Origin of the sequence: Kitasatospora sp. NPDC002551 (genome assembly GCF_040296005.1) — a bacterium.
Lineage (GTDB): Bacteria > Actinomycetota > Actinomycetes > Streptomycetales > Streptomycetaceae > Kitasatospora.
The window spans coordinates 124,784-151,545 of sequence record NZ_JBEOWI010000012.1; the positions used below are offsets into that span (position 1 = coordinate 124,784).

23 protein-coding genes are annotated in these 26,762 nt (G+C 76.6%); 3 read left to right on the plus strand and 20 right to left on the minus strand.

What is annotated here, in order from left to right:
- Positions 1–8: 8 nt before the first annotated feature.
- The 15 genes from ABT093_RS14220 to ABT093_RS14290 form a co-directional block, all read right to left on the minus strand.
- Entirely contained in the window at positions 9–503 is a 495-nt protein-coding gene (locus ABT093_RS14220) for a hypothetical protein (RefSeq protein WP_350563992.1), read from the minus strand.
- A 6-nt stretch (positions 504–509) separates the two neighbouring features.
- On the minus strand, positions 510–2,375 hold the full coding sequence (locus tag ABT093_RS14225) for a hypothetical protein (protein ID WP_350563993.1): 1,866 nt from the start codon (positions 2,373–2,375) through the stop codon (positions 510–512).
- 831 nt (positions 2,376–3,206) lie between these two features.
- Positions 3,207–7,169, minus strand: a complete 3,963-nt coding sequence (locus tag ABT093_RS14230; protein ID WP_350563995.1) for a BTAD domain-containing putative transcriptional regulator — start codon at positions 7,167–7,169, stop codon at positions 3,207–3,209.
- A complete protein-coding gene (locus tag ABT093_RS14235; protein WP_350563997.1) occupies positions 7,169–7,645 on the minus strand; it encodes a hypothetical protein in 477 nt (158 codons plus the stop codon). The genes ABT093_RS14230 and ABT093_RS14235 overlap by 1 nt, the downstream gene beginning before the upstream one ends.
- A 158-nt stretch (positions 7,646–7,803) precedes the next feature.
- On the minus strand, positions 7,804–8,307 hold the full coding sequence (locus ABT093_RS14240) for a TadE/TadG family type IV pilus assembly protein (RefSeq protein ID WP_350563998.1): 504 nt from the start codon (positions 8,305–8,307) through the stop codon (positions 7,804–7,806).
- The gene (locus tag ABT093_RS14245) at positions 8,304–8,681 is read right to left on the minus strand and encodes a TadE/TadG family type IV pilus assembly protein (RefSeq protein WP_350564000.1); all 378 of its coding nucleotides are present in this window, start codon (positions 8,679–8,681) and stop codon (positions 8,304–8,306) included. The genes ABT093_RS14240 and ABT093_RS14245 overlap by 4 nt, the downstream gene beginning before the upstream one ends.
- Before the next feature lie 38 nt (positions 8,682–8,719).
- The gene (locus ABT093_RS14250) at positions 8,720–8,998 is read right to left on the minus strand and encodes a hypothetical protein (RefSeq protein WP_350564001.1); all 279 of its coding nucleotides are present in this window, start codon (positions 8,996–8,998) and stop codon (positions 8,720–8,722) included.
- A 60-nt stretch (positions 8,999–9,058) separates the two neighbouring features.
- Complete coding sequence (locus tag ABT093_RS14255; protein WP_350564003.1) at positions 9,059–9,937, minus strand: hypothetical protein; 879 nt, start codon at positions 9,935–9,937, stop codon at positions 9,059–9,061.
- Positions 9,934–10,962, minus strand: coding sequence for a type II secretion system F family protein (locus tag ABT093_RS14260; protein WP_350564004.1), 1,029 nt, complete (start codon positions 10,960–10,962; stop codon positions 9,934–9,936). Before ABT093_RS14260 ends, ABT093_RS14255 begins: the two co-directional genes overlap by 4 nt.
- Positions 10,959–12,593: a TadA family conjugal transfer-associated ATPase gene (locus tag ABT093_RS14265; RefSeq protein WP_350564006.1), complete on the minus strand. Its 1,635-nt coding sequence runs from the start codon at positions 12,591–12,593 to the stop codon at positions 10,959–10,961. Before ABT093_RS14265 ends, ABT093_RS14260 begins: the two co-directional genes overlap by 4 nt.
- Entirely contained in the window at positions 12,583–13,986 is a 1,404-nt protein-coding gene (locus ABT093_RS14270) for a hypothetical protein (protein ID WP_350564007.1), read from the minus strand. The genes ABT093_RS14265 and ABT093_RS14270 overlap by 11 nt, the downstream gene beginning before the upstream one ends.
- 1 nt (position 13,987) lies before the next feature.
- Positions 13,988–14,881 (minus strand): SAF domain-containing protein, encoded by an 894-nt coding sequence (locus ABT093_RS14275; protein ID WP_350564009.1) that lies wholly within the window; start codon positions 14,879–14,881, stop codon positions 13,988–13,990.
- Positions 14,882–14,948: 67 nt separating this feature from the next.
- A complete protein-coding gene (locus ABT093_RS14280) occupies positions 14,949–15,887 on the minus strand; it encodes a hypothetical protein (protein WP_350564011.1) in 939 nt (312 codons plus the stop codon).
- Positions 15,881–16,618, minus strand: coding sequence for a hypothetical protein (locus ABT093_RS14285; protein WP_350564013.1), 738 nt, complete (start codon positions 16,616–16,618; stop codon positions 15,881–15,883). Before ABT093_RS14285 ends, ABT093_RS14280 begins: the two co-directional genes overlap by 7 nt.
- Before the next feature lie 24 nt (positions 16,619–16,642).
- Positions 16,643–17,539, minus strand: coding sequence for a hypothetical protein (locus tag ABT093_RS14290; protein WP_350564014.1), 897 nt, complete (start codon positions 17,537–17,539; stop codon positions 16,643–16,645).
- Between the two features lie 371 nt (positions 17,540–17,910).
- On the opposite strand from ABT093_RS14290, the gene ABT093_RS14295 reads away from it, so the two are divergent.
- From ABT093_RS14295 to ABT093_RS14305, 3 genes are all read left to right on the plus strand, one after another.
- Positions 17,911–18,342, plus strand: a complete 432-nt coding sequence (locus tag ABT093_RS14295) for a pyridoxamine 5'-phosphate oxidase family protein (RefSeq protein ID WP_350564016.1) — start codon at positions 17,911–17,913, stop codon at positions 18,340–18,342.
- 138 nt (positions 18,343–18,480) lie between these two features.
- Positions 18,481–18,933 carry a MaoC family dehydratase gene (locus ABT093_RS14300; RefSeq protein ID WP_350564017.1) on the plus strand — a complete coding sequence of 151 codons (453 nt, stop codon included), beginning with the start codon at positions 18,481–18,483 and terminating at the stop codon, positions 18,931–18,933.
- A gap of 250 nt (positions 18,934–19,183) precedes the next feature.
- On the plus strand, positions 19,184–20,371 hold the full coding sequence (locus tag ABT093_RS14305; protein ID WP_350564055.1) for an MBL fold metallo-hydrolase: 1,188 nt from the start codon (positions 19,184–19,186) through the stop codon (positions 20,369–20,371).
- Between the two features lie 26 nt (positions 20,372–20,397).
- Here ABT093_RS14305 and ABT093_RS14310 read toward each other — a convergent pair whose 3' ends face one another.
- From ABT093_RS14310 to ABT093_RS14330, 5 genes are all read right to left on the minus strand, one after another.
- Complete coding sequence (locus ABT093_RS14310; protein WP_350564019.1) at positions 20,398–21,366, minus strand: DUF389 domain-containing protein; 969 nt, start codon at positions 21,364–21,366, stop codon at positions 20,398–20,400.
- Positions 21,367–21,438: 72 nt separating this feature from the next.
- On the minus strand, positions 21,439–21,798 hold the full coding sequence (locus ABT093_RS14315) for a hypothetical protein (RefSeq protein WP_350564020.1): 360 nt from the start codon (positions 21,796–21,798) through the stop codon (positions 21,439–21,441).
- 65 nt (positions 21,799–21,863) lie between these two features.
- Positions 21,864–22,388 carry a TetR/AcrR family transcriptional regulator gene (locus ABT093_RS14320; protein ID WP_350564022.1) on the minus strand — a complete coding sequence of 175 codons (525 nt, stop codon included), beginning with the start codon at positions 22,386–22,388 and terminating at the stop codon, positions 21,864–21,866.
- A 190-nt stretch (positions 22,389–22,578) separates the two neighbouring features.
- Positions 22,579–25,347, minus strand: a complete 2,769-nt coding sequence (locus tag ABT093_RS14325; protein WP_350564023.1) for a DUF6493 family protein — start codon at positions 25,345–25,347, stop codon at positions 22,579–22,581.
- On the minus strand, positions 25,344–26,756 hold the full coding sequence (locus ABT093_RS14330; RefSeq protein WP_350564025.1) for an SWIM zinc finger family protein: 1,413 nt from the start codon (positions 26,754–26,756) through the stop codon (positions 25,344–25,346). Before ABT093_RS14330 ends, ABT093_RS14325 begins: the two co-directional genes overlap by 4 nt.
- Positions 26,757–26,762 lie beyond the last annotated feature (6 nt).

Here is a 26,762-nt window from a genome sequence, read left to right on the forward strand (position 1 = left end):
CCGGTCCGTCAGTGCTCCGGCGCCCGGTCCCGGGCCATCGCCCGGGCCTCCCACGGCTCGAACCCGCCCCCGAAGACCCGTGAGTCCCGCCACGTCCCCTCCCCAGCCAGCGGGACGCCCAGCAGCACATGCCCGCCCGACGGCGACAGGGTCACCTCGACCTCACTGGCAATGACGGCCTGGAGGAACTCAAGCACGAGGCACGTCGGCACCCAGTCGAAGACGTAGTCGTCGAACACGATCCGGCAGGCGTTGTGGCCGTCCACCACCATGACGATGAAGAAGTGCTCCTCCGAAGCCTCCAAGCGGAGGTCGACGAGTCGTGGCGGCTCGACCGGCACCACCTCCACCGACTCGAAGAGGCCCGACGCCTCGACCTCCGCGACGAACGCGGCCACGTCCGTCGGCGGCCAGGGCTCACCGGTCCGCCGGGAGCGCTCGGCGTGGCGGCGGTTCGCCTGCCACCGGGCGAAGGCGTTCGCGACCGCCGCCAGAACGCCCAACCCGGATCAGGCGGAGTCGGATCGAGGGCCGGCGAGTGTCGCGAGGTGGCGTTCGGCGGCGCGGAGCTTGCGGCCGTCGGGGCCCGGGAGGTGGGCGCGCAACTCGATGATCTCCGGGGCGATCCGGAGGGCCTCGGCGCGGTCCCGGATCGCCCGCCAGCAGGCCTCGGCGTTGGTCGCCGCGTGCTGGGTCTCCGGGTGCTCGGCGCCCTGGGTGCGGAGCAGGGAGAGGGCGACTTCGCGATAGAGGTCGGCCGCCTCGGCCGGCCGCCCCGCGAGGCGGGAGACGTGGGCACGGACCTGACGGACCTGCAGCACCGGAGCGGAGACCGGGCCGTGCTCGGCGATCGCCTCCAGTTCGAGGGCGAAGGCCAGGTCGGTGGCGGCCGCGTGGTCGCCGGCGTCGGCGCTGCGGACGATCCGGCCGATCACCTCGCGGTAGTCGGCGCGGGGCTCGGTGAGGTCCGGGGCCGGGGCGGCCTCGGCGGGGGCGGCGGGCTCGGCGGGGGCGGCGGGCGCCTTCTCGTCCGTCGGGAACGGCTCGGGCTCGGGCTCGGGGACCGACTCACGGGCCGGCTCCGGCTCGGGGGTCGGCTCGGGCTCCGGGGCCGGCTCCGGCTCGGGGGTCGGCGGCTGCCAGGCGCCGGCCTTCACCAGGTCGACGGGGTGCGGCGGGAGCGGCGGCGTGGGCGGCACGCCGGGCTTGACCAGGCTGACCGGCCCCTCGACCACCGGCGCGGCGGCAACAGCAGCCGCAGCAGCAGTGGCTTCGGCGGCGGCCGGCTTGTCCAGGACCACGGCCGGCCGGGGCGCCGCGTCACGCGGCGGCTCGCCCCACGACCGGTCGTCCGGCCAGGCGGCCTCCTCCTCGGCGGAGGCCGCGGCTGGGCGGGGCAGCATGGCCGCCGGGCTCGGCCCCTCGTACGGAACGGCGTCGACGAGCGGGCCGTCGCCGCGCCGGGCGGTGTTGCGGAACACCGGGCGGTCCGGCGCGTGAGTACTGAGCACGATCACGTCGGGGCGGAGCACCGAGTACACCTGCTGGCGCAGCTGCTCCGGAGCCAGGACCGCCTCGGCGCCCGGGCGTCCACCGTGCAGGGCCTCGATCAGCGCGCGGGTGAAGGTGCCGATCTGCTCCGGATCGGGGCTGATCACCGCCCACAGCGGCAGGCCCTCGCCGAGCGGCGAGACGGTGCCCTGGAGCAGCGGCCAGGCGTTCTGATCGGCACTCAGGTCGGCGATGACCAGGGTCTGCCAGTCCGCCGGGCGGTGCCGCAGTTCGCCCGCGATCGCCTGCCAGGCGAGGCCGTCCTGGCGGATGCTGCCGGGCTTGGAGTCCCGCAGGGTGAGGTGGAGCTGGCCGCCGCGCTTGTCGGCGAGCAGGTGGCCGCCGAGGTGGACCAGCAGCGGCCCGGGGTGACGGGCGGCGGCGCGCAGGTGGGCGAGGACGGTGTGCGGGTCGCTGGCGCCGGGCAGGTGGACGGCGTCCACCGCGTCGGCGGCGAGCAGCACCTGCGGCGAGACGGCGGCGAGCATCGCGGACAGCACCGGTGCCTGCGCCGCTCCGCCACGACCCCAGGTGCGGCGGCCGGACGTGCCGTAGCCGCCCTCGACGACCAGGATCCGGCCGCGCGGCCCGCCGGCCAGCCCGCCGATGCCGGGCAGGCCGTGCGCGGGGGTGGCGCCGGGCGGGGTTCCGAGGGCGGCGCCCATGGCCGGCATGCCGGTGACGGTCCATCCGGTGGGCGCCGCGGGCGGTCCGGGTACCGGGCCGGGGGGCTCGTACAGGGCGGCCGGGCCGGGCGGGTGCTCCTCGTAGGCGTTGCGCGCGGACGGCGGCGGCACGGCGTCCCGGGGACCCGCGTCCGGCACGGGCTCGGGACCTCCGGGGACCGCCCTCGTCTCCGCCATCTCCAGGTCACCGCCCCGCCCCGCCGCCCAGCGGCGTTCTGCTGCCTCGTACCCCGCGTGGTGCCTGTCACCACACCGGTGTGCGCCACCCTACGAGATCCCGCCACACCCGATCCAGGCCGGGTCGACCTTGCGCGCCCCCCGCCGCCCCGCCCCTCCGAGTGACCACCACGCAACAGCCCCGAAGCCAGGCTCCGAGCTTCTCCCCAACAGGCAATCACCCACCGCACCGCGCCCACCGAAGTGCCCGGAGGGGCACAGCGACACCGGACCCCACATGCCCCGGGTACCCCACCGAGCGAGCAGAGGCCGCCCCGCCTGTCGGAGCGGGAATTCGGCCAAGCCGACCTCCAACAGGCAGGGCTGCCGCGCGGGATGGAGGTGGACCAGAAGCCGGGAGATCGGCCGAGCCGACAACCCACTCCAACAGGCCGGACAAAGCGGTGGCGAGCCAGGACGCCCTGGAAGTCGACCAGGCCGACTTTCCGCTCCGACAGGCGGGGCGGCCGTCGGGTGCGAGGCCGCCAGGCAAGGTGCAGGTGGGTCAGGACGCCCATGAGGTCCGCTCGCCCTTCCACTCCAGCGGGGTGGGTGGCACGCCGGGCGGGATGGAAGCGGGCCAGGAAGCTCAGGAGATCGGCCGCCAGTGAGCAGGGCCGCGCCGCCACCGGGCAAGGTGGGGGCGGGCCCGGGAAGCACAGGAAGTCGACCAGGCCGACTTCCCGCTCCAGCAGGCGGGGTGGTGGTGGAGTAGGAAGTCGGCTGGGCCGACTTCCTACTCCGGGGGCGGGGTCAGGAGCCGGCGAGGAGGTCGCGGAGGAGGGCGACGGTGTCGGCGTCCAGGTCGCGGCCGGTGCGGCGGCTGAGGGCGTCGAGGCGGTTGACGGCGCGCAGGAGCTGGTCGCGGGCGCCGGCGGAGGCGTAGGCGTAGAAGAGGTCGCGGTGGAGGAGTTCGACGTCCGGGGCGACGGCGAGGCCGCGGAAGACGGCGGCCTCGGCGCTGCGGTGGTCGCCGTACTGGAGGCGGCGGGCGGCGAGTTCGTGGGCGGTGTCGACGATCGCGGCGATCATGTCCTGCCGCTCGCTCTCGGCCCAGCCGAAGGCGGCGGGCGGGGCCTCGGCGAACGGGGCGCCGCGGACCAGGGCGAGGGCGTGGGCGAGGGCCGCGTCGGCGGTGGCGCTGGTGCTGCGCATGCCGCGCCGGTAGAGGCTGCGGAACTCGTCCCAGTCGCAGGTGACGGCGGGCGCGAAGGTGTAGCCCTCGGTCGAGTCGGTGGCCAGGAACGGCCGGCCGTCCGGGGCGTTGCCCAGCCAGGCGGCCAGGTCGGCGAGCTTGTCGGGCAGCGGACCGCGGGCGTCCGGGGTGGTGGGGTGCGGGTCCAGGTGGGCCGCGCCGGGGTGGAGGTCGTGGTCGAGGGCGAGGTGGTCGGCGCCGGGGCGCAGCACCAGGTAGGCGGCGAGCTCGGTGAGCCGGAGGACCGCACCGGGTTCGGCGCTGCCGCCGGTGCCGGCGACGTCGACCGGGCCGAGCAGGCGGATCCGGGGGGTGCTGCGGGTGGCGTGCGCCTCCGGGGAGCGGAGGATGGCGAGCAGGTCGTCGCTGTCGCTGCGGCCGGGGGTGGTGCGGGCGACCGGGGCGGACGCGGCCGGGCCGGGCTCGGGGCGGGCGGGGACGCGCGGGTCGGCGGCCGCGGGCGGCGCCGGGGCCGGGTCGTGCGTCGGCACCGGCTCGGGCACCGGAGCGGGGGCCGGGGCAGGAGCGGTCTCGGGAACGGGGGCCGGCTCGGGGACGGCGGTCGGGACGGGCGCGGCGCCGAGCGCGGGCACCGCGGCCACCGGTTGGACGGGCGCGACGGCGCCCGGCAGGCCGAGGTTCTGCGTCGTCTCGTCCCCATCACCGGAGTCGGAGCCGGAACCGGAACCGGTGTCGGTGCCGGAGCCCTCCACCGCCGGCTCCCCGGTCGCCGGGGCGACCGGGAACGCGGCGGCCGGGCCGGTCGGCACGGCGGAGGCGCCGACCTGACGCCCGAGGCCGTTGATGAGGTGCCGCGGAGCCGGCAGCGCGGCCGGTCCGGCGGCGGCCGGGATCGGCGCCACCGGGTCGGTGCCGGCGAACGGGCTGACGCCCGTGCCGATCACCCGGGCCAGCAGGCGCGGCCCGGCCGCCCCCGGGCCGCTGTCGGTGTCCTCGTCCGGATCGTCCGCGGCGTCCAGCGCCTCCAGCGCGGCGAGCGAGAAGGCCGCCGGGCCGTCCGCGCCCGGGCCGCCGGCGGCGCCGACGCCCGCGAGCACCGGCACCGGCAGGTCGGCCGGCTCCAGTTCCTCGCCGTCCAGGGTCCAGGCGGGGGCGGGGTGCTGGGTGATGTCGTCGGCGGTCCGCAGCAGCTCGGTGACCTGCTCGTACTGGCCGGTGGTCAGCCGCTGGAGCTCCAGGGTGAGGTGCAGGCCGGGGATGACGGCCTGGCCGGTGGCCGGGAGGGTCCAGCGGGCGACCGGGCCGGTGCCGCGCTCGGGCGCCCGGGTGATCACGGCGACGCAGGTGCGCGGGCGGGCGTCGAGCAGTCGGCCGAGCTCGGCCGGCACCTCCCCGCCGGGCTGGTGGGCGCAGAGCACGATCTCGGGGACCCAGGACTCGTCGGCCAGGCCGCGGCTGCGGGCCTCGCGGGGGCTGGCGGCCTCGGCGGCCACCAGCGTCGCGCGGGCCTTGGCGGTGCGCGGTCCGAGGGCGGCGAGCGCGGCCTCCAGGGTGGTGTGGCGGTGGATCCGCTCGGCGGCGGGGCCGCTGATCGGCACCTCCTCGGCGAGGTCGACCAGGTGCAGGTGGAGGCGGTCGGCGAGCGGGCTGTGGGCGAGTTCGAGGGCGAGGGTGCGCAGCACGTCGCGGGCGTCGTCCGGGTGGCCGGACAGGTGCAGCAGCCGGACGGTCTCCAGGTCGGCGAGGACCACGGAGCCGTCGGCGGCGGAGCCGAGGGTGACCAGCGCCGGGTAGGGGGCGGCGGTCTTGCGGGCCTGGGACGGGGAGAGCAGGCCGTCGGAGTCGGCGGCGCACCACCAGATGTTGGGCGCGTGGGCGGCGCGGAACGGCGCGATGGGGGCGGCGGCCCCGGAGAGGTGGAGTTCGATCGTGCGGCCGGGGGTGATCCGGGCGGCGACGATCGCGGGCAGCCGCTTGCCGCCGCGCACGGTGTTGCGGGCCATGCTGCGCAGGGCGCGGTCGAGCAGGTCGAGGCCGGCGTCGTCCTGGCGGGCCTTCAGCTCGGCCTCGAAGGCGGCGGCGGGGGCGGCGGGCAGGGCGATGCGCTGCAGCGGGCGGCGCAGGCGCAGCTGGCCGCCGCGCTTACGGGCGACGGCGCCGACCATGATCGCGGCGAGCAGCACGCCGACGGTGGAGGCGGCGAGGGCCACCGTGTAGTCGTCGTCCGGGGCCTGCTCGGCGTGGGCGGCGGGCGCCTGCGCGTCGGCCTGCGGCGCGGGCGGCTGGGCCTGGGCGGGCGCGGACGCCGGGGCCTCGGCCGGGGCCGGCGCCTCGGCGGCGGGCGGCTGCGCGGCGGGCGTCTTGGCGGCCGGCGCGGAGGGCGCCTGGGTGCCCGGTGCGGGCGGCGGCGGGGTCGGAGCCGGGGCGGGCTCGGCGGCCGGCGCGGGCGCCTGGTCGGGGGCGGGCGCCGGCGCCTGCGCGGCCGCGCCGGGAACGGTGAGGACCATGCCCGGCACCACGACGTTCGGGTCGGTGAGCCGCTCCCCGTCCGGTGCCTGTGCGCCCTTGTTGGCCTCGAACAGCCGGGGCCACGCCTCGGCGTCCCCCAGCGCCCGCTCGGCGATGGCGGACAGGCTGTCGCCGTCCTGGACCGTGACGGTGCCGCCGGCCTGGGCGCTCTGCGGTGTCCCGGCCTGCGCGGGAGCCGGCGCGGGCGCGGGGGTGGCGGCCTTGGCCTCGTCGGGCTTGGCGTCGGCCGGCATCAGCAGGGTCCACCCGGGCTGGATCGGCCGGTCCGCGTCGAAGCGGGTGCCCGAATCGTCCATCGCCCGGCCGTCGTTGAGCTTGGCGATCTCCACCCACCGCTCCCCCGAGCCCAGTTGGCGCTCGGCGATGGTCCAGAGACTGTCGGCGGGACGGCTGTCCCGCACGGTGTAGGAGGCCTGCTGCTCGGCGCCGGGCGCCGCCGACGGCGCCGCCTGCGCGGCGGGCAGGGCGGCGCGCTGCGGGCCGGCCGTCACCGAGGCCGCCGCGGCGGCGGGCGCCGGGGCGTGCTCGGCCGTGGCGGCGAAGGCCCCGCCGGCCACCGGCAGCAGCGCGATCACCGCGCCGACCAGGCCGGCCGCGGCCCGCTGGCTCCAGCCGAAGGCCGGGATCCGCCGGGCCACCCGGCCGCGCAGCTGCGCCGGGATCTCCAGCAGCACGGAGAACGCGAAGCAGGCCCAGCCGACCCAGCCGACCACCACCAGCAGCCACAGGAACAGCCGCCCGTCGTCGGGGCTGGTCAGCAGCGCGCCGAGGCCGTCGGGGGCGAGCTCGCCCATGTCGGCCACCGCGCGGGTGCCGTAGAGCAGCAGCGCGGGGACGCCGACGAGCAGTCCGAGCAGGGTGATCAGCGCCGCGAGCGCGGCGAGCACGGCGCCACCCCGGCCACGCCCGCCGCCGCCCGCCCGGTGGGACGGCTGCGGCGCCGGCCGACGGCCGGACGCGGGGGTGGTGGTGGGCACACCCCGGGCCGGACGCCCGGCACGGGTCTGGTCCTTGACGCGTGGCGCGGCCATCAGTCGGTCTCCGCTTCCTTGACTCCGTGGACGAGGGTGGCGCTCCCCTTGCCCGTGACCTTCACCAACCCGAGGTCGCCCAGCATGATGGGGCGGAACTCGGCCCGCACCGTGATCACGACGGTGGCGCCGTCGTCCAAGAACTCCACCTTGTAGGCGTTCAGGCCGAACAGCTTGAGGTAGCTGTTGGCCGCCTCCTCGACGTACGCCCGCTTCACCTTGTAACCCTCGCCCTGCAACAGGGCCGCCTCGTCGAGCTGCTGACCGCCCACCCGGGCGGCCTCCTGGGCGTAGCCGTCCACCCGCTCCGCCAGCCGCAGCTTGCCGCCGGCGTCGATGACCAGGGCGATGACCAGCACCACGTAGCCCGCGCACATGGCGACGAAGATCGACAGCGCGCCCCGGTCGGTGCGTGCGCCGAACGGCCCGCCGAGCCGGGCGCGGCGCAGTTGCCGCACCGCGCGTCCGCGTGCCATGGCCTTCCCTCCCCACCGGTCCGTCCGCCCTCCCCAGGGCGCCCTCCGCATGCGTCTCCCCCGCCCGACGGCTCCCCAATCCCCGTCCGGCCCGCTCGTCCTCACAACCCCGTCACCACCCGACCCACGACCTGACACATCCTCACCCACCGGCCGGCTCACCGCCCGCGGTACCGGTCGACCACCGAGACGAACCGGCCGGTGAGGGTCTTCGACAGCGGCACGCTCGGCCCGCCGACCAGGTCGCCGAGACCCACCTCGCACCGCACCGTCACCTCGACCGTCGCCAGCGTCGTCCCGTGGCTGACCAGTTCGCCGTGCCGGACCTCCACCTCGCTGCTCCGGCAGTGCACACCCTGCTGCTGCATGGCGTCCTCGGCGGCCTTCTTCGCCACGCCGTCCATCCCGTCGGCGCTGCGCGCCAGCGAGGCCGTCCGGGCGGCGGAGCGGGCCGCCGCCTCCACCGTGCCGGCGGCGGTCTGCACCCGGCCCGCCGCGACCGCGACCAGGATCAGCGCGACCACGGCGGGCGCGACGATCGCCGCCTCGATCGCGGCGCTGCCGCCGTCGCGCCCGCGCGCCGACCGGCCGGGCAGGCGCGCGGCGAACCGCCGCACCCACCCGGCCGGCCGCGCGGACCGGCACCGCACCCGAGCGCTCACGGCCCCACCACCTCCGGCGGGACGAAGCGCTCGCGCGGTGCCTCGGCGAACTGGGTGACGGTCGGCGACGTGATGAACGGCACGATCACCGGCGCCTTCACCTCGACGGTCACCCGGATCAGCTCCGGCGAACTGCCGTCCGTGACGACCCGGTGCTCCCGGCTGCCCTGCCGGTTGAGGAAGTCGTCCGCCTGCCGGCGCGCCGCCTCGTTCTTCTGCTCGTCGCTCCGGTTCCCCTGGATCCGCCCCGCGTCGACGCCCTCGCGGGCAGCGCTGAGCGCGAGTTGGCGCTGGTACCACCACAGCCCGGTCTGGGCGACGGCCAGGACCAGGAGCAGGACGACCGGGAAGACGATGGCCAGGCTCAGGCTCATCGACCCCCGGTCGGAACGGCGGAGGCGACGACGGCGGGTCACTTGGGGCCGTTCTCCCCGTGGTAGTCCGGGTCCTCGTTGACCTTGCCGACGACCCTGTCCTTGAGGCCCACCAGCGCGAACGTCACCAGACCCGCGATGAACACCAGCGCGATGACGGCGAGCGCCAGTTCGATGCTGATGGCGCCCTTGTCGCCGCGGGCCCGGGCGGCCCTGGCCCGGCCCATCCGGATGTGGAACAGCAGCAGGGCGAGCTGAATGGGCAGCAGGGTCGCGCCGGCCAATCGTCCGATCAGTGCTTTGAGATGAGCGTTCATCAGAGTGCTCCCAGGGATGTGGTGTGGTGACGGAGGTTTCGGCCTCCGCGGTGGTGCTGATCAGTTGAGCATCTTGTAGAGCGCGGGAAAGATGATCAGAACGGTCATCAGCATCGTCAGGGCGGAGCCCGGCGCGACCATCCGCTCGCTGTCGGCGTTGGCCCGGGCCAGGTCCTCGGCCATCAGCTCGCCGCGGAGGCCCTTGGCCCGGGCCCGCAGCGTGTCGTAGACGGCTGCCCCGTCGGTGCCGGAGATCCGCATGATGTCGGCGAGGTCCTGGAGCGGGGTCAGACCCAGCTCCACGGCCAGCGCGTCCAGTCCGGCCCACGGCGGCAGCCGGTCGGTGGCCGCCCGGTCCAGCGCGTCGCGGATCCGGAGGAACACCGCACCCCGCCCGACCGCGGCGGCGCGGCGCAGCGCCTCGGCCGGGCCGAGGTCGGCGGCCCGCTCCATCGCGACCAGCTCCAGGTAGGCGGCGATGCCGTGCAGGTACTCGACCCGCGCCTCCTTGGCCTCGCCGCGCACGATCGCGTCCGGGACGAACCAGAGCATCGCGGCCAGCAGCGGCCCGACCACCAGCGGGAGCGCGAACGGCAGGTTGACGTCCATCAGCAGCGCCGCCACCACCAGGTAGGGCGGCAGCACCAGGCCGAGCAGGGCGAACAGCAGCTTGTGCGCCATGAACCGGGCCGGGGTGCGGCCGATCAGGGCGAGTTCCCGCTCGGGAACGCGCACCCCGCGCAGGCGGACGGAGCGCTCGCCGATCCGGTCGAACCAGCGCGGCCGCTCGTCCGGGTCGGGGGTGCGGTCGGCCGGGGAGCGGTGCAGCCGGTCCAGGGCCTGGCCCAGGTCGGGCGGCGCGGGCCGGAGTTCGGCGATCAGCATGGCGACGCCGCCGGCCGCCACGGCACCGGCCAGTACGGACCACGGGGAGATCATCGCGCCTCCCCGAGCAGCCGCGCGCCGCTGTCGGCCCCGGCCGCGGCGCCGGGATCGGGCGCGTCGCCCGCATCGTCCGTGCCCTGCGCGCCGCCCGCGCCGCGCCGACGCCGCAGCGACCGGCCGGGACGGCTGCGCCGGTCCGGCTCCAGCAGCCGCGGCACCGGCGGGTACGAGGCCAGCGCCCGCATCCAGGCGATCACCGCGACGAACAGCGCACAGACCACGCCGAGCACGATCTGCCCGAGCGCGGTGCTGTACGGGCGGGTGTACTCGGTGTTGAACGAGCCCACCACCACGACGAACAGGATGATGCCGACCAGCCAGCGGATGGTGGTGCGGTGCTTGGCCCGGTCGGCCTCGATGGTGCGCCGCTGGCGGACCTCCTCGCGCACCGAGTCGGCCATGTCGGCCAGCGCCCTGGCCAGGCCCGGCCCGCTGTCCCCGGCCCGCAGCAGCAGCGCGGCCAGCACCTTGTCCGCGGTGGCGTCGGCCATGCTGTCGGCGAACAGGCGCAGGGCCTCCTCCGGCCGCCAGCGGGCCTGCAGCCGGGCGGCCAGCTCGCCGACCTCGGCCTCGATCGCGGCGGGCGCGGTGCGCCGGCTGGTCACGATGGCCTGGTTGAGGCCGACGCCGAGCAGCAGCACGTCGGCGATCCGCTGGGTCCACTCGGACAGCGCCTCCAGGCGCTCGATCCGGTCGGTGTCCGAGCGGGTGGCGTCGAACAGCCAGGGCAGGCCGAACACCCCCAGCGGCACCAGCAGCACGGTCAGCGGGATGCTGGTGAACAGCCAGGCGAGCGGCGCCCCGATCAGCGCGAGCGGCACCTGGACGCGGCGCAGCCGGGCGACCCGGTGCGAGGCGGTGCCGGGCGCGCCGTACCAGAACACGTGCAGCCGGGAGGCCAGCGGGTTGGGCTCGTGGGCCTCCTCCTCCCCGGCCGGGTCGCTGCCGCGCGCCCAGACCGCCAGGGCGACCAGGCCGGCCGTGAGGGCCAGCCCGCAGAGGACGAAGAGCGGCATCATCGGGCGCCACCGCCGATCCGGAGCTGCAGCGGTGCGGCCCAGCTGCCGTACCGGGAGCCGAGCAGCGCGGCGTCGAAGCCGGCCCGGCGCAGGTCGTCCAGGCACTGCGGCGGGGTGTGCGGGACGGCGCGCGGCTCGCCGAGGTCGGGTCGCGGCCCGAACACGGTGTTCAGCGCGGGCCGGCCGCTCTCCCCGAGACCGGCGACCTCCAGGACGTGCGAGACGAAGCGGTGCCGGCGTCCGCCGACGTGCGTCTCGTCGACCATCGCCACGTGCACGATGAGGTCGACCGCGTTGGCGGTGAGCCGGTAGGCGAGCGCGTCGGTCATGTGCGAGCCGTACTCCAGGCAGAGTTCGGCGATGCGGTCGACGACCATGTGCGGGCCGCGCGCGTGCAGGGTGCACATCGAGCCGCCCTCGCCGTTGGTCATGACGCGCAGCATCGGGACGACCTCGCCGGAGCGGACCTCGCCGACGATGATGCGCGAGAGCGTCATCCGCAGCGCGGCCGGGATGAGGTCGCCGATGGTCAGCTCGCCCGCCGAACGGCCGTCCACCCGTTCGCCGTTGCCCTCGCGGGCCTCCATCGGGACGACCTGGCGCAGGTGGCCGAGGGTGTGCAGCCAGAGCTCGAACTCCGACTCCAGGGTGCCGATCCGCTCGTCCGGCGGGATCTCGGCGGCCATCGCGCGCAGCAGGCTGGTCTTGCCGACGCCCTGGGTGCCGGTGATCATCACGTTCTTCCGGGCCCGGATGGCCGAGGCCAGGAAGGCGGCGAGGGTGGTGTCCAGGGTGCCGAGGCGGACCATCTCGGGCAGCGTCGCCGAGGCCACCCGGTGCCGGCGGATCGCCACGTACGGGCGCGGGGTGACCTCGGTGAGCGCCTGGAGGCGCATGCCGCCCTCCAGGCGCAGGGCGAGGGTAGGGCTGGCGGTGGACAGGGTGCGCTCGCCGCCGCCGTGCTGGCGGGCCAGGTCCTGGAGCAGTTCGACGAGTTCGGCGTCGCTGTCGGCGACCGGCGGGACCTGGCGCAGCGGCTGGTGGACCCGGGAGACCCAGACGTCGTCGCAGCCGTTGATCAGGATGTTCTCGATCTCCGGGTCGTCGAGGTAGGGCTGCAGCCGACCGGCCCGGAACAGCAGGTCGAAGACGGCCTCGGCGAGCGCGCGGTCCTGCTCCCTGGTCGGCGGGATGCCGTGGGTCTGGGCGTAGGCGTCGGACCAGCGGGCCACGGCCTCCTCGATCAGCGCGCGGCCGCGCTGGCGACGGGTGGCGCGGTCCGGCTCGGTGCCGGAGCCGGCGGTCAGCCGGGTGATCTGCTGGTGCAGTTCGGCGGCGACCTGGCGCTTGATCTCGCGCGCGACCTGCGGGTCGACGGCCGGGCGGGTGCCGGCGCCGCGCAGGTCGAGCGAGGGCAGCGCGGAGGGGACGGCGGTGGGCGCGACGGTCGGCACGGCGTGGCCGGCCGGGGCCTGGGGCTGGGCGTAGGCCTGGGCGGCCTGCGGCTGCGGCTGGTCGGCCGGGGCGACCCGGCCGGGTGCCACCGGATGGACCGGACCGGGCAGCGGCGTCGCCCAGGGCAGCGCCGCCGGGTCGGTCGCGGGCTGCTGGTGCAGCGGGCTACCGCGCACGGAGCACCTCCCCGTCGACGGGCTCGTGGTGGGCTTGGGCCCCCGGGTACGGCTGCCCGGGGTGGGGCTGTCCGGCCTGGGGCTGTCCTGTGTGGGGCTGCCCGGCGTGGGGCTGTCCCGGGTACGGCTGGGCGGCGGTCGCCTCGGCGCCCGGGTAGGGCTGCCCCGGGTACGGCGCCGCCGGCTGCGGCGGGCCGCCGTGCCCGGGGAACGGCGCGGGCGCGGCGGGCTGCGGCGCCAGCCCGGCGAGCGGCGCCACCGGACCGGTGGTGATCACCGGCGGCACCGGGCCGTACGGCTGCTGGTGCTGCTGGTGCTGCGGGTAGTGCGGCTGGGGCTGCTGGTACGCCTGGGACGACCCGTACGCCTGGGACGACCCGTACGGCTGGGCCGACTGCGGCGGCGGGACCTGCTGACCCGGCTGGACCGGCTGGCCCTGCTGCCCCGGCGGCGCGGGCTGCGGGACGGCGCCCGGCGCGGGGCGGGCGTAGTCGTACCCCGCCGCGTCCGGCTGCGGCGCGGACGCGGCGACCGGCCCCGGGGCCGGCACCGGGGCCGGCGGCGTCGGCGCCCCCGCCGCGAGCTGCGCCGGCTGGACCGGGGCGGGCGCGAGCCGCTGGCGCCGCCGGCGGACCGCCAACTGGATCTCGTCCGCAGCCGAGCGCGCGGTGCGCATCAGCTCCGAGCGGACGAACCGCCGGTCGGTGACGTCCCCGCCGTCCGACAGCACCCGGGCGGTGCGCTGCGCGTGCGGCAGCAGCCCGAGCACCGGCAGCCCGAACTCCCGGGACACCTCGGCCCCCGAGTACGGCCCCTCGGCGATCAGCAGCAGGCCCAGCGCGTCCGCGCCGGTGCCGGCCGTGGCGAGGTCCTCGGCCAGCAGGGTCAGCCGGGGCCGCACGGCGCTCAGCCCGCGCAGGGTGGTGCGCACCGTGGCGGCCACCACGTCGGCCCGGCGGGCCAGCACCGCGCTGGTACCGGTCGCGCCGGAGCGGCCGAGGTCGAGGATCACGTCGTAGCCGTGCGGCTCCAGCCCGTGCAGCACCTCCATCAGCGGCTCCCAGGTGTAGGCGAGGCCGGGCGCCTGGGTGGAGTCGGTGAGGCCGGGCAGCAGCAGGCGTTCGCCGTTGCCCTCCGGCGAGATGTCGATCAGCTGCTCCCAGATGGCCTGGGCGAGCAGCCCGCGCCGGTCGGCGACGGCGAGGTTGCGCAGCCCGTAGACCGCCTCCACCCGGCCCTCCAGGGCGCCGGCCAGCACGGCGCCGCCGTCCGGGTCGCACTCGACGAGCAGGATGCGGCGGCCGGGCCGCAGCGGCCAGGCCAGCAGCAGCGCCAGCGCCGTCGTGGTCGCGCCGGGTGCCCCCGGAGCGCCGACCACCGCGATGACGGCCATGTCAGTTCCCACCCGCCCCGGCCGGGGCGCCGGACGCGGCGGGGGCCGCGGGCGCGCCGGACGCGGCGGGGCGCGCGGAGGTGGACTGCGCACCGGAGGCAGGGGCGCCGGAGGCAGGGGCGCCGGACGCCGCCGCCCCGGTGGCCGGGGCGCCCGGGGCGGAGGCCCCGGCGGCGGGCGTGCCGGCCGCCGCGCGCGGGGCCACCACCACCTGGATCCGCCCGGTGGACACCCAGGCGGCGAGCTTGCCCGCCTCCGCCTGGTCGACGACGGCGTCGAAGACCTGGCTGCCGTCGGGGTCCACCCGGCCGACCGCGTAGACGGTGGCGGCGAGCGACTCGGACCGCGCGCCGTCCGGGGTGTAGACGACGATCACCGGCTGCCCGGGCTGCAGCCGGGTGGCCGGCAGCTGGGTGCGCCGGGCCGAGACGCCGACCAGCAGCTGACCGGGCTTCAGGACGAGCGACTGCGCGAGGTCCGCCTTGGTCAGCAGCCCGCCCCGGTGGAGGTCGGTGGTGGCCCGCATCCCGACCGCGCTCGCCCGGTCGGCGGCGTCCAGCGGCTTGAGCGCCGGGTCGCTCGCGATCCGGACGACCACCAGGTCGGCCTCGGTCAGCGCCTGGCCCCACGGCACGTCCCGGGCCAGCGCCAGCACCGCGACCCGCTGGCCGGTGCTGTTGTACAGCACCGCGCCGCCCAGCCCGCCGGCGGCTATCAGGGCCACCGCCATCGCCAGCACGGCGGGGCGCCGGCGCCGCGCGCCGAGCGTCCGCCCGGGGGTGCGGGGCGCCCCGCGCCGCTGCTCCGGCACGGCCGCGGGGGCGGACGCGGCGGCGCCCGCGCTCGCCGTGGCGGTCGCGCCGGGGCCGGGCGTGGCAACTGTACGGTTCTCCACCGGGCTTCGGCCTTCCTGCATCGTTCGTCGGGGTTTGCTGTGCGTGCCGCCGTGGTCGGCGGGCGGGCTAGTTGAGGACCTGGACCTCGGCGACCCGGAAGCTGACCTGGTCCACGTGGACCCGGATCTCGATCGGGTCGACCTTCGTGCCGTCGGACACCTTCACGTCGTTCATCCACACGACCTCGACATTGCCGGTGAACAGGCCGTTCTTCTTCGTACCGGAGCCGGTCTTGAAGACGTGGCCGCAGGTGGGCGACGGGGCTGCGCCGTACTTGACGTCATACGGGGTGCCGACCGCGGCCTCTCCCTTGCAGGTCACCTTGGTGCCGTCGCCGAGGTCCCACTTCACCGAGGCCACCCGGGGGGTGACCGTCACCTTGAGAGTGCCCAGGTCCAGCACGTCCGTGGCCGGCTTCTTCGGGTCCTCCAGCCAGAGCCAGACGTTCCCTCCCACCACCGGGTCCTTCTTGGGCGCGAACCCGAGCACCGGGGGCTGGAAGTACATCTTCTGGTGGACGTACCGGTCGGCCTCGGCCCGCGGGTCCGGCGGTGCGGGAACGGGCGCCTGGGCGAGGAACTTCGACTCGGTCGGAGTGATCGAACCGTCCGAGGAACGGCAGGTCACGTTGTAGACCGTCCCGTCCTTGGGGTCATGTCCCTCCCAGCTCCGATCCCCGGCCGGGGGCTGCGGGTTGAGGGCCCGGTAGTAGCAGCCGCTGCTGGCGCTGAACCAGCCCAGCTCCGGGTCGTTGCAGGCGAGGACCTGACCGTTCCAAACACAGAGCTGCGGCCCCGAGGTGCCCCCACCCCCTCCTCCGCCACCGCCGGAAGGAGGTGGCGTGCTCCCGTGCTGGCCCCCGTCGTTGCAGATGACGGTGATCTCGCAGTGCGTCGCGCCCCCCGTGGGGTTGGGAGGATCGGCCGCCGCGGTGCCCGTCGGAGCCAGGAGTAATCCGGCGAACAGCGGCGTGCCGATCACCAATCGCCGTACCGGTTTCAGCATGTGCGTCCCACCTCCCGCTTGAACTCGTTGATCAGCCAGCGCGTCTGGAACAGTCGCAGGGAAACGGTCGCCACGTACCGGTTGAGCCGGTCAGGCGGATCCTTCACCGCGAGCGTGGCGGCGTCCGCCTGGTGCCACCCGGACACGTCCAGGCAGTCCTCGATCACGGCGGTGTGCGGATCGGCGGTCAGGTCGAGGGACTTCACCACCGCGGAATTCCGCGGCTCACCCGTCATCACCAGTTTCGCCTCGTGCAGCTGACGGAGATTCACCAGGGCTTCGGTCAGCGCCTTGCCCGAGGCGAAGATCTCGAATCTGGAACCGTCCGAATCGGCCCTCCCGAACGCCTCCGTCTGCGCCTGCCACCAGTCCTGATAGGCGCTCAGGGCCGCTCTCGCGGCGGCCCCTTCGGGCCCGTCGGTCGGCGCGTTCCCGACGTTTGCGGAACCACCCGAAGGAGGGACCGCCGTCACCCCCGCAACCGTGGGCGCATTCGTCCCCAACCGATCGGTGGAACCACCGGACCCGCTGCCCGCGCAGCCGCCCAGCAGCAACGCCAGAACCAGCCCACCGGCCCCAACGGCCCCAGGGCGCAACACAATTCCGCGCTGCCGCATCGCCCCACCTCGTCGCAGCCGACCCCGGGTGTGGTCCGGGGTCGCCAGAAGAATTCCGCCGTCCCGCCGGCGCTCTCCCGCGAACATCGATTCTTCGCCAAACCGGGCCTTCACGGCAACACCTCGGGCTTCCTGACCTTACGCGGAAGGCGGATCCGTCGGTGTGTTTTCCCGCCACAGAAGGGCCAACAGTTCCTCGGAAAGCGACAATCCGGCCAATGCGCCCCGAACCGCCGCCCGATTGCGCATCAGAAGGCGCCCGCCCTCCGGCGGAACGAGCAGGCGCACACCCGGCGCGTCGTGCTGGTTCGACGGCGCACCGGCGCCGGTGCCGTCGTGCGGGGCGCCGCCGTCGAGCAGGGCGCCGACGGCCGGCTGCAGCTCGTGCGGTCCGACGGCTGCGGGCGCGCCCGGGACGCCCTGACGGAGCACGGTGGTGAGCGCCTGGCTGAACGAGCCGGGGCCGCCCGGCAGGACGGCGTCCCGGCCGCGTCTGCCCGGGGTGTAGCGGCCCGGCGCGTGGCGGCCGATCCGCCCCCAGAGCGGGACCCGCGGGTAGCTGAGCAGTTCGCCCGCGCCGTCCTCGCCGCCGCCGCGCTCCAGCGCCGCCCAGGTGTCCTTGTCGGCCACCGCGTCGACCAGCAGCAGCGCCTCCTCCTGGTCGCCGTGCACCATCGCACTGACCACCCAGTCCCAGGCCAGACCGCGCCGGTAGGCGTTGTCGGCGGTGGAGCCCGCCGTCACCAGGGCGAGCCGGCGCCCGCGCGGGTCGGCCACCAACTGGCCCACCAGGCAGACCAGCAGCCAGCGCCCCGGACGGGCGGCCGCCTCCCGGACGGCGGTGAGCATGGTGTTGGCGTCCGCGCGCGGGTCCACCACGGCGACCCGGCTGCCGGCCGCGCCCGCGTCGAAGCACATCCCCGGCAGCACCTCGGCCAGTAACCGGGCGCCCCCGGCCGCCTGCGCGGACGCCCCGAAGGCGCGGTCCGGCCCGCCGTCCGCCCCGATGACCACCAGATCGACCCCGCTTGCCACCCGCACCGCCCCCTCCTGCCCGGCCCCGGCCTCCCGGAGCCGCCGAACCGTTCCGCCGTCCGCTGCGCCGTCCGCCCCGGCCCTGCCGCGCGCCGTCCGCCTGCTGCGGCGGCGCCGTACGGCCCCCGGCACGCCCGGCGTGCCCCGGTGCCACCGCCGGGCAGGCTACCGTCCCGCCCCGCCGCCACCGGGACTCCGGGTCGGCGTTCCGGGCCGGATCCCGCGTCCGGCCGACCACCCGGGCGCCGTCGGGCACCGTCCGGGCACCGTCGCGGCCTTCCGGCGGGCGCCGGGAGGCGTGCCGCAAGGCCCTGCCGCACCGGGACCATGGGCCCTGTCGGTCCGCTCCCGGGAGGGGGACCATCGGACCCATGGACCGTGACGACCAACTGGAGGAACTCGGCGCGGACACGTGCCTGCGCCTGCTCAGCACCGTGCCCGTCGGACGGGTGGTGTACACCGAGCACGCGCTGCCGGCCGTGTTGCCGGTCTCCTTCGAGGTGGCGCCGGACGGGCGCCTGCTGCTGGCCGTGCGCCGGGGCAGCGCCACCGCGCGCGGGTTGGACGGCACCGTGGTCGCCTTCCAGGCCGACCAGCTGGACCCGGTCACCCGGACCGGCTGGAGCGTGCTGGTGCACGGCCGGGCGGACGTGCTGCGCGATCCGGAGCAGGTCCGCCGCGCGCTGCGCTCCGGCCTGCGGCCCTGGGTCGGCGAGCCGGACCCGATGTTCGTCTCGCTGGTGCCCGAACTGATCAGCGGCCGCCGGCTGAGCCCCTCCGGACGCCCGGTCCCGCACTCCTGACGGCCGCCGCCCGAGCGCGGGCGGGCGGCCTTCCGGGGAACCCCTGACAGGTGACCGGCGAGTAGGCATACTCTGCGGAGTTCGCAGCACCAGCAGCACCCGCACCGCCGACCCTCCCGCCTGCCCCAGGAGCGCCCTGTGACGACCTTCGCCTCCCTCGCCGAGCTGACCGCCGCCGTCGGCACCGAGCTGGGGACCAGCCGGTGGCACACCGTCGAGCAGGCCCGGATCGACCTGTTCGCCGAGGCGACCGGCGACCACCAGTGGATCCACGTCGACCCGCAGCGGGCGAAGGAGAGCCAGTTCGGCTCGACCATCGCGCACGGCTACCTCACGATGTCGATGATCCCGGTGCTGGCCAAGGAGTGCTACGGCGTCGAGGGCGTGCGGATGGCCCTCAACTACGGCTCGGAGAAGGTCCGCTTCCCCGCCCCGCTGCCGGTCGGCACGGCGATCCGGGCCAAGGCCGAGCTGGTCTCCGCCACCGAGGTGCCGGGCGGCGTGCAGGCGGTGGTCCGCTTCACCATCACCAGCGCGGAGAGCGCCAAGCCGCACTGCGTCGCCGAGACGATCACCCGTTTCTACGCCTGATCACGGGGGAAGGCCCCTGGTCGGCGGACGGCGGCCGCCGCTCGCCGGGTCCGGAGAGCCGAGCACGAGTAATCTCCGACGAGATGGTTGTCGTACCGAACCGGCGCGCCGGTCGGCGGTACGCGCCCCGGCATGCCAGGTATCCGTTGCCGTCCTTGGAGGTGCCGTGCCCCGCCCAGCCGCCCCGTGGTACTCCCGCGCCCTCGGCCTGTCCTCGGCCCTGTCCGCCGCCCTCGGCGCGTCCCCCGGCCTGGCGGGACTGCCCCGGGCGGCCTGGCACCGGGTCCGCACGGACGCCTTCGGCGCCGAGCCGCGCGGCGAACGGCTGGCCCGGATCCGCCGCTCGCCGCAGTTCACCGACGGCGCCTTCCGCAACCCCGTTCCGACCCGCCGGCTGGTCTCCGCGCGCAGCCCGCTGGAGATCACCCGGGCCCAGCTGGCGGCCGACCGCGCCCGCCGGCTGCCGGCCGCCGCCGTGCCGCTGCACCGGCTGCTCCCCGCCGACCTCGCCGAGCCGCCCGCCTCCGGCCTGCGGCTCACCTGGCTCGGCCACGCCACGGTGCTCGCCGAGATCGGCGGCCGCCGGGTGCTGTTCGACCCGGTCTGGGGCGAGCGCTGCTCCCCGTTCTCGTGGACCGGGCCCAAGCGGCTCCACCCGGTGCCGCTGCCGCTCGCCGAACTCGGCCCCGTCGACCTGGTCGTCGTCTCCCACGACCACTACGACCACCTCGACATGGACACCGTCCGGGCGCTGATCGGCACCGGCGCGGCCTTCGCCGTCCCGCTCGGCGTCGGGGCGCACCTGGAGCACTGGGGGGTGCCGCCCGGCCGGATCGTCGAACTCGACTGGTGGGAGTCGGCCGAGGTGGCCGGCCTCACCCTGACCGCCACCCCCGCCCGGCACTACTGCAGCCGCGGTCCGCGCACCAGCCCGCTGTTCCTCTGGGCGTCCTGGGTGGTGGCCGGCGGCGGGCGCACCGTCTTCCACAGCGGGGACACCGGGTACTTCGCCGGCTTCGCCGAGATCGGCCGCCGGCTCGGCCCGTTCGACGCGACGATGATGCAGGTCGGCGCGTACAGCGACTTCTGGCCCGATGTGCACATGACGCCCGAGGAGGGCGTGCGGGCCCACCTCGACCTGCGCGGCGAGCTGCTGCTGCCGATCCACTGGGCCACCTTCAACCTCGCGCCGCACCCGTGGGAGGAGCCCGCCGAGCGGGTGGTCGCCGCCGCGCGGGCGCAGGGTGCCCGGGTGGCGGTGCCGCGGCCCGGCAAGCCCTTCGAGCCGGCCGCGCCGCCCGCGCTGCGGCGCTGGTGGCGGGCGGTGGCCGCGCCACCCCGGGACGGCGCGGCGCTGGTGGTGCCGGACGGGCCGCCGGCCGCGGCGGACGGCTCGCGGTCCCGGGCGGCGGCCGGGGGCGACGGCGTTCCGGTCTGACCAGGCGGACAGGCGGATCCGGCCGTTCAGGCGGACCGGCGACTCGCGGCGGACCGGCGGCTCTCGGCGGCCCGGGCGCGGATGCGCCGCCAGGCGCCCTGCTGCACCAGCAGGGTGAGCACCCCGGCCAGCACGATCCCCGCCATGTTCAGCAGCAGTTGCAGGCTGGAGCCCCAGAACTGCCGGAAGTCCCCGTAGCCGAGGGCGACCGCCGCGTTGGCGGCGGCGGGCACCGTGGTCACCGAGATCGCCACGCCGACCAGCATGCCGGCCTTGGCCGAGGTCAGCGAGAGCAGCCCGGCGATGCCCGCGAGGAACGCCACCACGAAGGAGGTGGCGTCCGGCTGCCAGATGAACGAGGTGTTCGGCCGGGCCGCGTCGAACCGCTCGTGACTGAACAGCCCGAGACCGTCCATCAGCAGCGAGAACGCGACGGTCAGCGCCATCGCCACCGCGAAACCGGCGACCAGCGCGTTCAGGGAGCGCAGCGCGGGCCGCGCGCGCCGCTGCACCAGGGCCACGCAGAGTCCGGCGAGCGGCCCGAACTCCGGCCCCACCGCCATCGCCCCGACCACCAGGATCGCGCTGTCCAGCACCGCGCCGCAGGCGGCCAGCATGGTCGCCACGGTGAGGAAGGCCAGGTAGACGCCGGTGAGGGTGGACTCCTCGTGGGTGATCTCGGAGACCGACTCCCACACCAGCGCGTCCGCGCCCTCGCCCGGGGCGAGCCGCTCGGCCTCGTCGGCGGCGGCCGAGATCGTCAGTTCGACCTCCTGGACGTCGATCGCGCCGCGGTCGGGCAGCCCCGTCGCGCGCAGCCCGGCCAGCACCTCGTCCGCCGACTCGCGGGCCACGTCGCACAGGACGACGTCCCCGGCGGGCCGGACGGCCGCGTCGGGCAGCAGGACCACGTGGGTCACGCCGACGCAGTCGTCCAGGCAGGTCAGCACGGTGTCGCGCAGGTCGACGGGGACGATCAGACGAAGGTGCAGCACGGGTGCTCCGGTCGGGGGGCGCGGCGGTGGGTCCCGTTCACCCTAGGGGCCGCCCGACGTCCCGGCGCGCCGTCAGGCGGCGGGCCGCTTGGCGTGCTCGACGAGGTCGACGGTGGCACGCGGGTCCTCGACCTCCACGATCAGCCGGCTGTAGCGCTCGTCGGCGAGTTCGATCACCACGGCCTTGGCCGGGTTCTTGACGTCCCAGAAGACCCACTCGCCGCCCGAGCGGAAGGTGCCGGCGGTGATCACCCCCGGGAAGTGCGTGCCACCGACCTTGATCCCCTTGGGCTCGCGGAAGATCCCGGGGTCGACGGTCGCGCCCCGGACGTTGCCGAGCGGTATCTCGATCCGGCTGCGGATCGCCCAGAGCCGGTCGAGGCCGTCGATCTCGACGACGAGGGTGTGCTCGGTGATGCTGACACGGGCCATGGAACTGTTTCCTCCCACTGACTGATGGACTGTGTGAACCGGCAGGTGTCCGGGCCGGCCGGGGGTCAGCCGACGCGGCCGGCGAAGGCGAGGACGGCGTCGGCGGACGGACCGCCGAGACCGGCCCGGGCCCGCAGCCGCAGGCCGAGGACGGTCGCGGCGAGGACTCCGGAGGTCCCGCTCCCGGCGCCGCCGACCGCCTCGACCGCGCCGTCGAGCGCCGCCATCCCCTCGCCGACCAGCGCGCCGACCTCCGGATCGCTCCCGGCCCGCTCCACGGCGGCCGACAGCAGCAACCCGGCGGCCGGTCCGCCGTCGAACGCGGCGACCGCCTGCGCCAGCAGCGTGCCGAGCCCGTCCGCCTCCCGCAGCGCCGCCGCGAGCGGCAGCACCTCCTCGTCGAGGTGCCGGCGCAGCGCGGCGAGGTACAGCCCGCGCTTGCTCCCGAACACCTTGTAGAGGCTCCCCCGGTGCACACCGAGCCCGGTGACGAGATCGTCCACCGAGGTCCCCTCGTACCCGCGCACGGCGAACAACTCCGCCGCCGCCCGAACAGCCTGCTCCTCGTCGAAGGCGCGTGGTCTTCCCATGGCCAGGACTCTACGAGTTAAGGAACGCTCGGTCAAGAACGACCGTTCTCAAACATCGGTCCGCGGGAGCGCGCCCCCGGGGCAGTCCGCCCCGGCGGCCGAGGCGCCGGGGCGGAACACACGAGGCCACCGGGCCGGCCGGTGAGCGCGCCGCGCAGGCCCGCCCGAGGGGGGAGTGTGCGGGGGTGGGTCAGGGGGTGGCGAGGAGGTCCCGGAGGGTGCGGGCTTCCTTCAGGAGGCGGCTGGTGCCGGGGCGGGCGGCGGTGTCGGTGACTTCGGGGATCGGGCCGCGGGCGGCGCTGCGGCGGGCGGCGTCGGCGGCGAGGGCGACGAGGTCGGTGGTGCCGCGCGGGGCCTCGCCGCCGAGGAGGGACGGCAGGGCGGCGGCCAGCACGGACCAGACGGTGGTGTGGGCGCCGGTGTCGGCGGCAGCGGTCAGGGCCTGGGCGAGGCGGGTGGGCTTCACCGCGCCGAGCGCCACCAGCTCCCCCAGCTCGCGGCCGAGCATGGCGCCGTCCAGGTCACCACGGGCGGCGAGCACGAGCAGGGCGTCGACGGCGGCGGCGCGGTCCTCCGGGTAGCGGGCGCCCAGGCCGTAGCCGAGGGCGAGGTGCAGGGCGAGCCCGGCCGGGCCGCCGGCCTCGGCGAGCACCACCAGCATCGGCGCGCCACCGCGCCGCTCACGGTCGGCGCAGTCGGCGATCCGGTCCAGCCAGCGGGCGGCCAGCTCCTCGCGGTGGTGCGGCAGCATCGCGGCCCAGTGCGCGGTGGGCTCCCAGAGCCACTCGTTCACCCGGCGGGCCCGGGCCACGCTCGGCTCGGTGCCCTCCAGCAGCGCCCGGAACTCGGCGGGGAGCCGCTCGCGCGCCGGACCGGCCGGCCCGGCGCTGCCCGGCTGGGCGACCGCGACCCGCTTGACCTCCTCCCACCAGCGCTCCGCGTAGCGGTCGGCGTGCGAGGAGCCGGCGCCGGGCGCGAAGAGCACCCGCTCCGAGGGCTGGTCCGGCAGACCGCCGTCGCGCAGCCAGGCGGCCGCCCACCGCCCGGCCGCCGAGGTCAGCCGCCCGGCCGCCGCCCGCACCGCCGGGTCCGCCGTCGGGGCGACCCTCAGCAGCGCGGCGCCCAGGTCGGCCGGCCCGGCCGTGACACCGGCGGCCTCGTACCCGGCGAGCCGCTCGACCAGCGCGGTCGCGGTGATCGCGCCGGTGGCGTCGGTCGGCGTGGCGAGCAGATACGGCGGGCGGTCGGCGGCGACCCGCTCCGCGGCCTCGAGGATCCGGGCGGCCAGCACCTTGCCGTACTCGGTGTTGTGCGTGCCGTGCAGCGGGTTGCGGCCCTTCCTGCGGAAGAGGCCGCCGCCCCGGTGCGGGTCGGCCCGGCCGGCGATCACCGTGGCGAGGTACAGCGCGTCACCGGGACGGCAGTCCCGCCAGCGGCCGACGTCCTGCCACGGGTTCACCCGCAGCACCGGCTCCAGCGCCACGGCGAGCGCCGCCCGGTCGCGGTGGGCGTGCCGGACCAGGCCGTCCAGGACGCGCTCGAAGACGGCGACGTCCGGCTGTTCGGCGGCCAGCAGCACGGCCAGTTCCTCGGCGACCTCGACCGGCGTGGCGAGCGGTGCGCCGAGCGGGGCGGGCACCGGGACGGGCGGCAGCAGTTCGTCCCACGCGGTGTCGTCGTCCCCCGAGCCGCCCACCGGCGCGCCGAAGAGCTCGCTCGCCCGGGCGTGGTGGGCGGGGTTGAGCGCCTCGGCGGCGAGCAGCAGCTCCGGCAGGACGGCCCCGCCGGCGGCCTTGAGCCGCCGGGCGACCACGTTGAGCGCCCGCTCCTGGACGGCGCTGTCGGGGTGGCCGAAGGCCTCGGCGGCCGCCAGCACCACCGGGCCGGACCGCTCGGGCGAGCGCTTGGCGGCCTGCTCCAGCCAGGCCAGCTGGGCACGAACCAGCTTCTTCTCGGTGCGGAACAGCACCACCGCCGAGGCCTCGCCGGCCACCTCCGGCTCGATGAGCCCGGCCTCGTCCAGACCGGCGAGCACCTGCTGGGCGTGGCCGGCCAGCACCGAGGGCCCGTCGAGCAGCGCCAGCAGGTCGCGGACCCGGGCCGCGTACTCCTGCGGGGTGGGCGCGAGCGCGGTCAGCACGGCGAGGAACGCGCGCTGGTCGGCGATCTTGCCGCCGCGCACCAGGCGGCCGAGGCAGAGGTCGATCAGCTCCTCGCGCCCGAAGTGCCCGGACTCGGCGAGTCCGGCGATCGCGTCCGGCCAGTTGTCACCCGAACGGGTGGTGTAGGCGCGGTCCAGTGGCCACGCGACATCGTCGAGTTCGAACACCCGGGGCAGCAGGGCGCGGGTGAAGGTGTCCGTCCGCAGCCGCTCCAGCAGGGTGGTGAAGGTGCCGCGCGGGCCGTTCTCCGCCCCGGCCGCCGAGCGCAGCCACTCGGCGGTGAAGTCGTCGGAGGCCGGCACCGCGCAGCCGGTGCGCCGCACCACCCGCTCGATCAGCGGGTAGAGGTCCCAGCTCCAGCCGCTGCCGCGCTTGGCCGCGAGCCGGCCGACCACCTCGATCTGCCACTCCACCGGCTGCGCCTCGACGACGTCGGCGAGGGCCGGGTGACGGGCCCAGGAGCGGCCGCTGAAGTCCCGGGCGCCGATCCAGGTGGCGGCGCCGGCCGCACCGGGGTGGCAGCCCGCGCCGGCCACCAGCAGCGCGCCCATCCGCTGCTTGGCCTCCCCGGACCAGTCGCCGCGGTTGGTGCGGCGCAGCTCCTTGAGCGCGGGGACGCAGGAGCGCCGCTCGGCCGGCCCGAGCGCGGCGAGCAGCCCCGGCACCTCCCCGGTCCGGCCCTCGCGGACGGCCGCCAGCAGGGCCTCCACCGCCTCGGCCGGCTCCGCGGTCCCCCTGGTCCCCGCGGTCCCCGCCGGCCCCGTGGTCTTCGTGGTCTTCACCGTTCCGGTGCTCATCGCGCCGCTCCCTCCCGCACTTCGCCGACCGTCCCGTCCTGCGTCCGCGCCTCGCGGACCATGCCGACCGCCAGCACGTGCTTGCACGGCCCGCGCCCGCCCCGGTACTTCGCCCACCACAGGCAGGTGCAGCCGACCGCGCCGGCCGCGTCCGTACGCACCCGCTGGACGTGGTCGTCCACCGTGACGAGGGCCGTCGCGCCGCCCTCCTCCAGCCGGACCGCCCCGGCCCCGACCAGCGCGCGGGCTGCCTTCAGCCGCGGGTTGGCCGCCTCCGCGCGCCCCGCGTCGTACGGGAGCTGCCGGTGGAAGTACGCGGCCTCGGCGGCGTCGTAGCCGATCTGCCCGGCGGTGCCGAGCCGGGTGAGCGCGGCCCGCACCCGGGCGGCGTCGAGCCCGGACTGCTCGGCCAGCTCGGCGATCTCGATCCGCGGCTCCCAGGCGAGCAGCGCCGCGACCAGGTCGGCGTCCTGCTCGGCGGTCCCGGTGGCGAGCGCGCCGAGCACCCCGCCCTCACCGCTGAAGCCCCGGGAGGCGTCCGGCGAGAGGGTGAGGGTCAGCCGCATCCCGGGCAGCTCGACCTCCCAGGCGGAGGCCGCCGGGCCGGTGCCGGCGACCGGCGGGCCGTAGACCCGCAGCGCCCGCGCGTGCCGCAGGACCCGCTGCAGGGCGGCCAGCCGCTCGGGCCCGGGCAGGCAGACCGCGCCGGGCACCGGCCGGGTGGTGGGCCGCAGCGTCCGCCCGGCGGGGACCACCCACTGGGCGACCCGGGCGCCGGCCCGCCCGCCGCCGCGCGGCAGCGAGCGCAGGAAGCGGACCGCCTCGGCGGCGGGCAGCTCGGCGCGCAGGTCGAAGCCGGCGGCGGTGACCTGGGTCTCCGCGAAGCCGCGCAGCCAGCGCTCGGGCAGCGGGACCTTCTTCTCGACGACCGGCCCGTCGAAGGTGGTGACCTCCAGGGCGTCCGGGCCGACGGCGAGGTGCAGCGGCTCGGCGGGGCCGATCCGGGTGAGCGCCTCGCGCAGCGGGTTGTTGACGTCGACGTTGGTGGTGCCGTGGCCGATCTCGTCGCCGTCCAGGCCGGCGGCGAGCACGTCGAGGCGGGCGTAGACGCCGCAGCAGCCGGAGAAGGACTCGAAGCGCAGGCGGTCGCCGTTGGCGGTGACCACCGGGTCGAGCGAGGCGCGCAGCTGGGGCTGGTAGTAGCGGGCGGCGGCGACGTCGGCGACGGCGAGCAGCGCGGCGGCGGCCGGCGCGGGCTCGGCCAGGAAGCCCGCGAAGAAGCGCGGGTGGGCGGCCGCGCCCAGGGGCGTGGTGCCACCGGAGGTCTCCAGGGCGAGGCGCCGGCCGGCCTCGCCGTCGAGGACGGCGGACGGGCGCAGATAGGCGTACGCGTGTGCGGATTGCGACATGCCGAG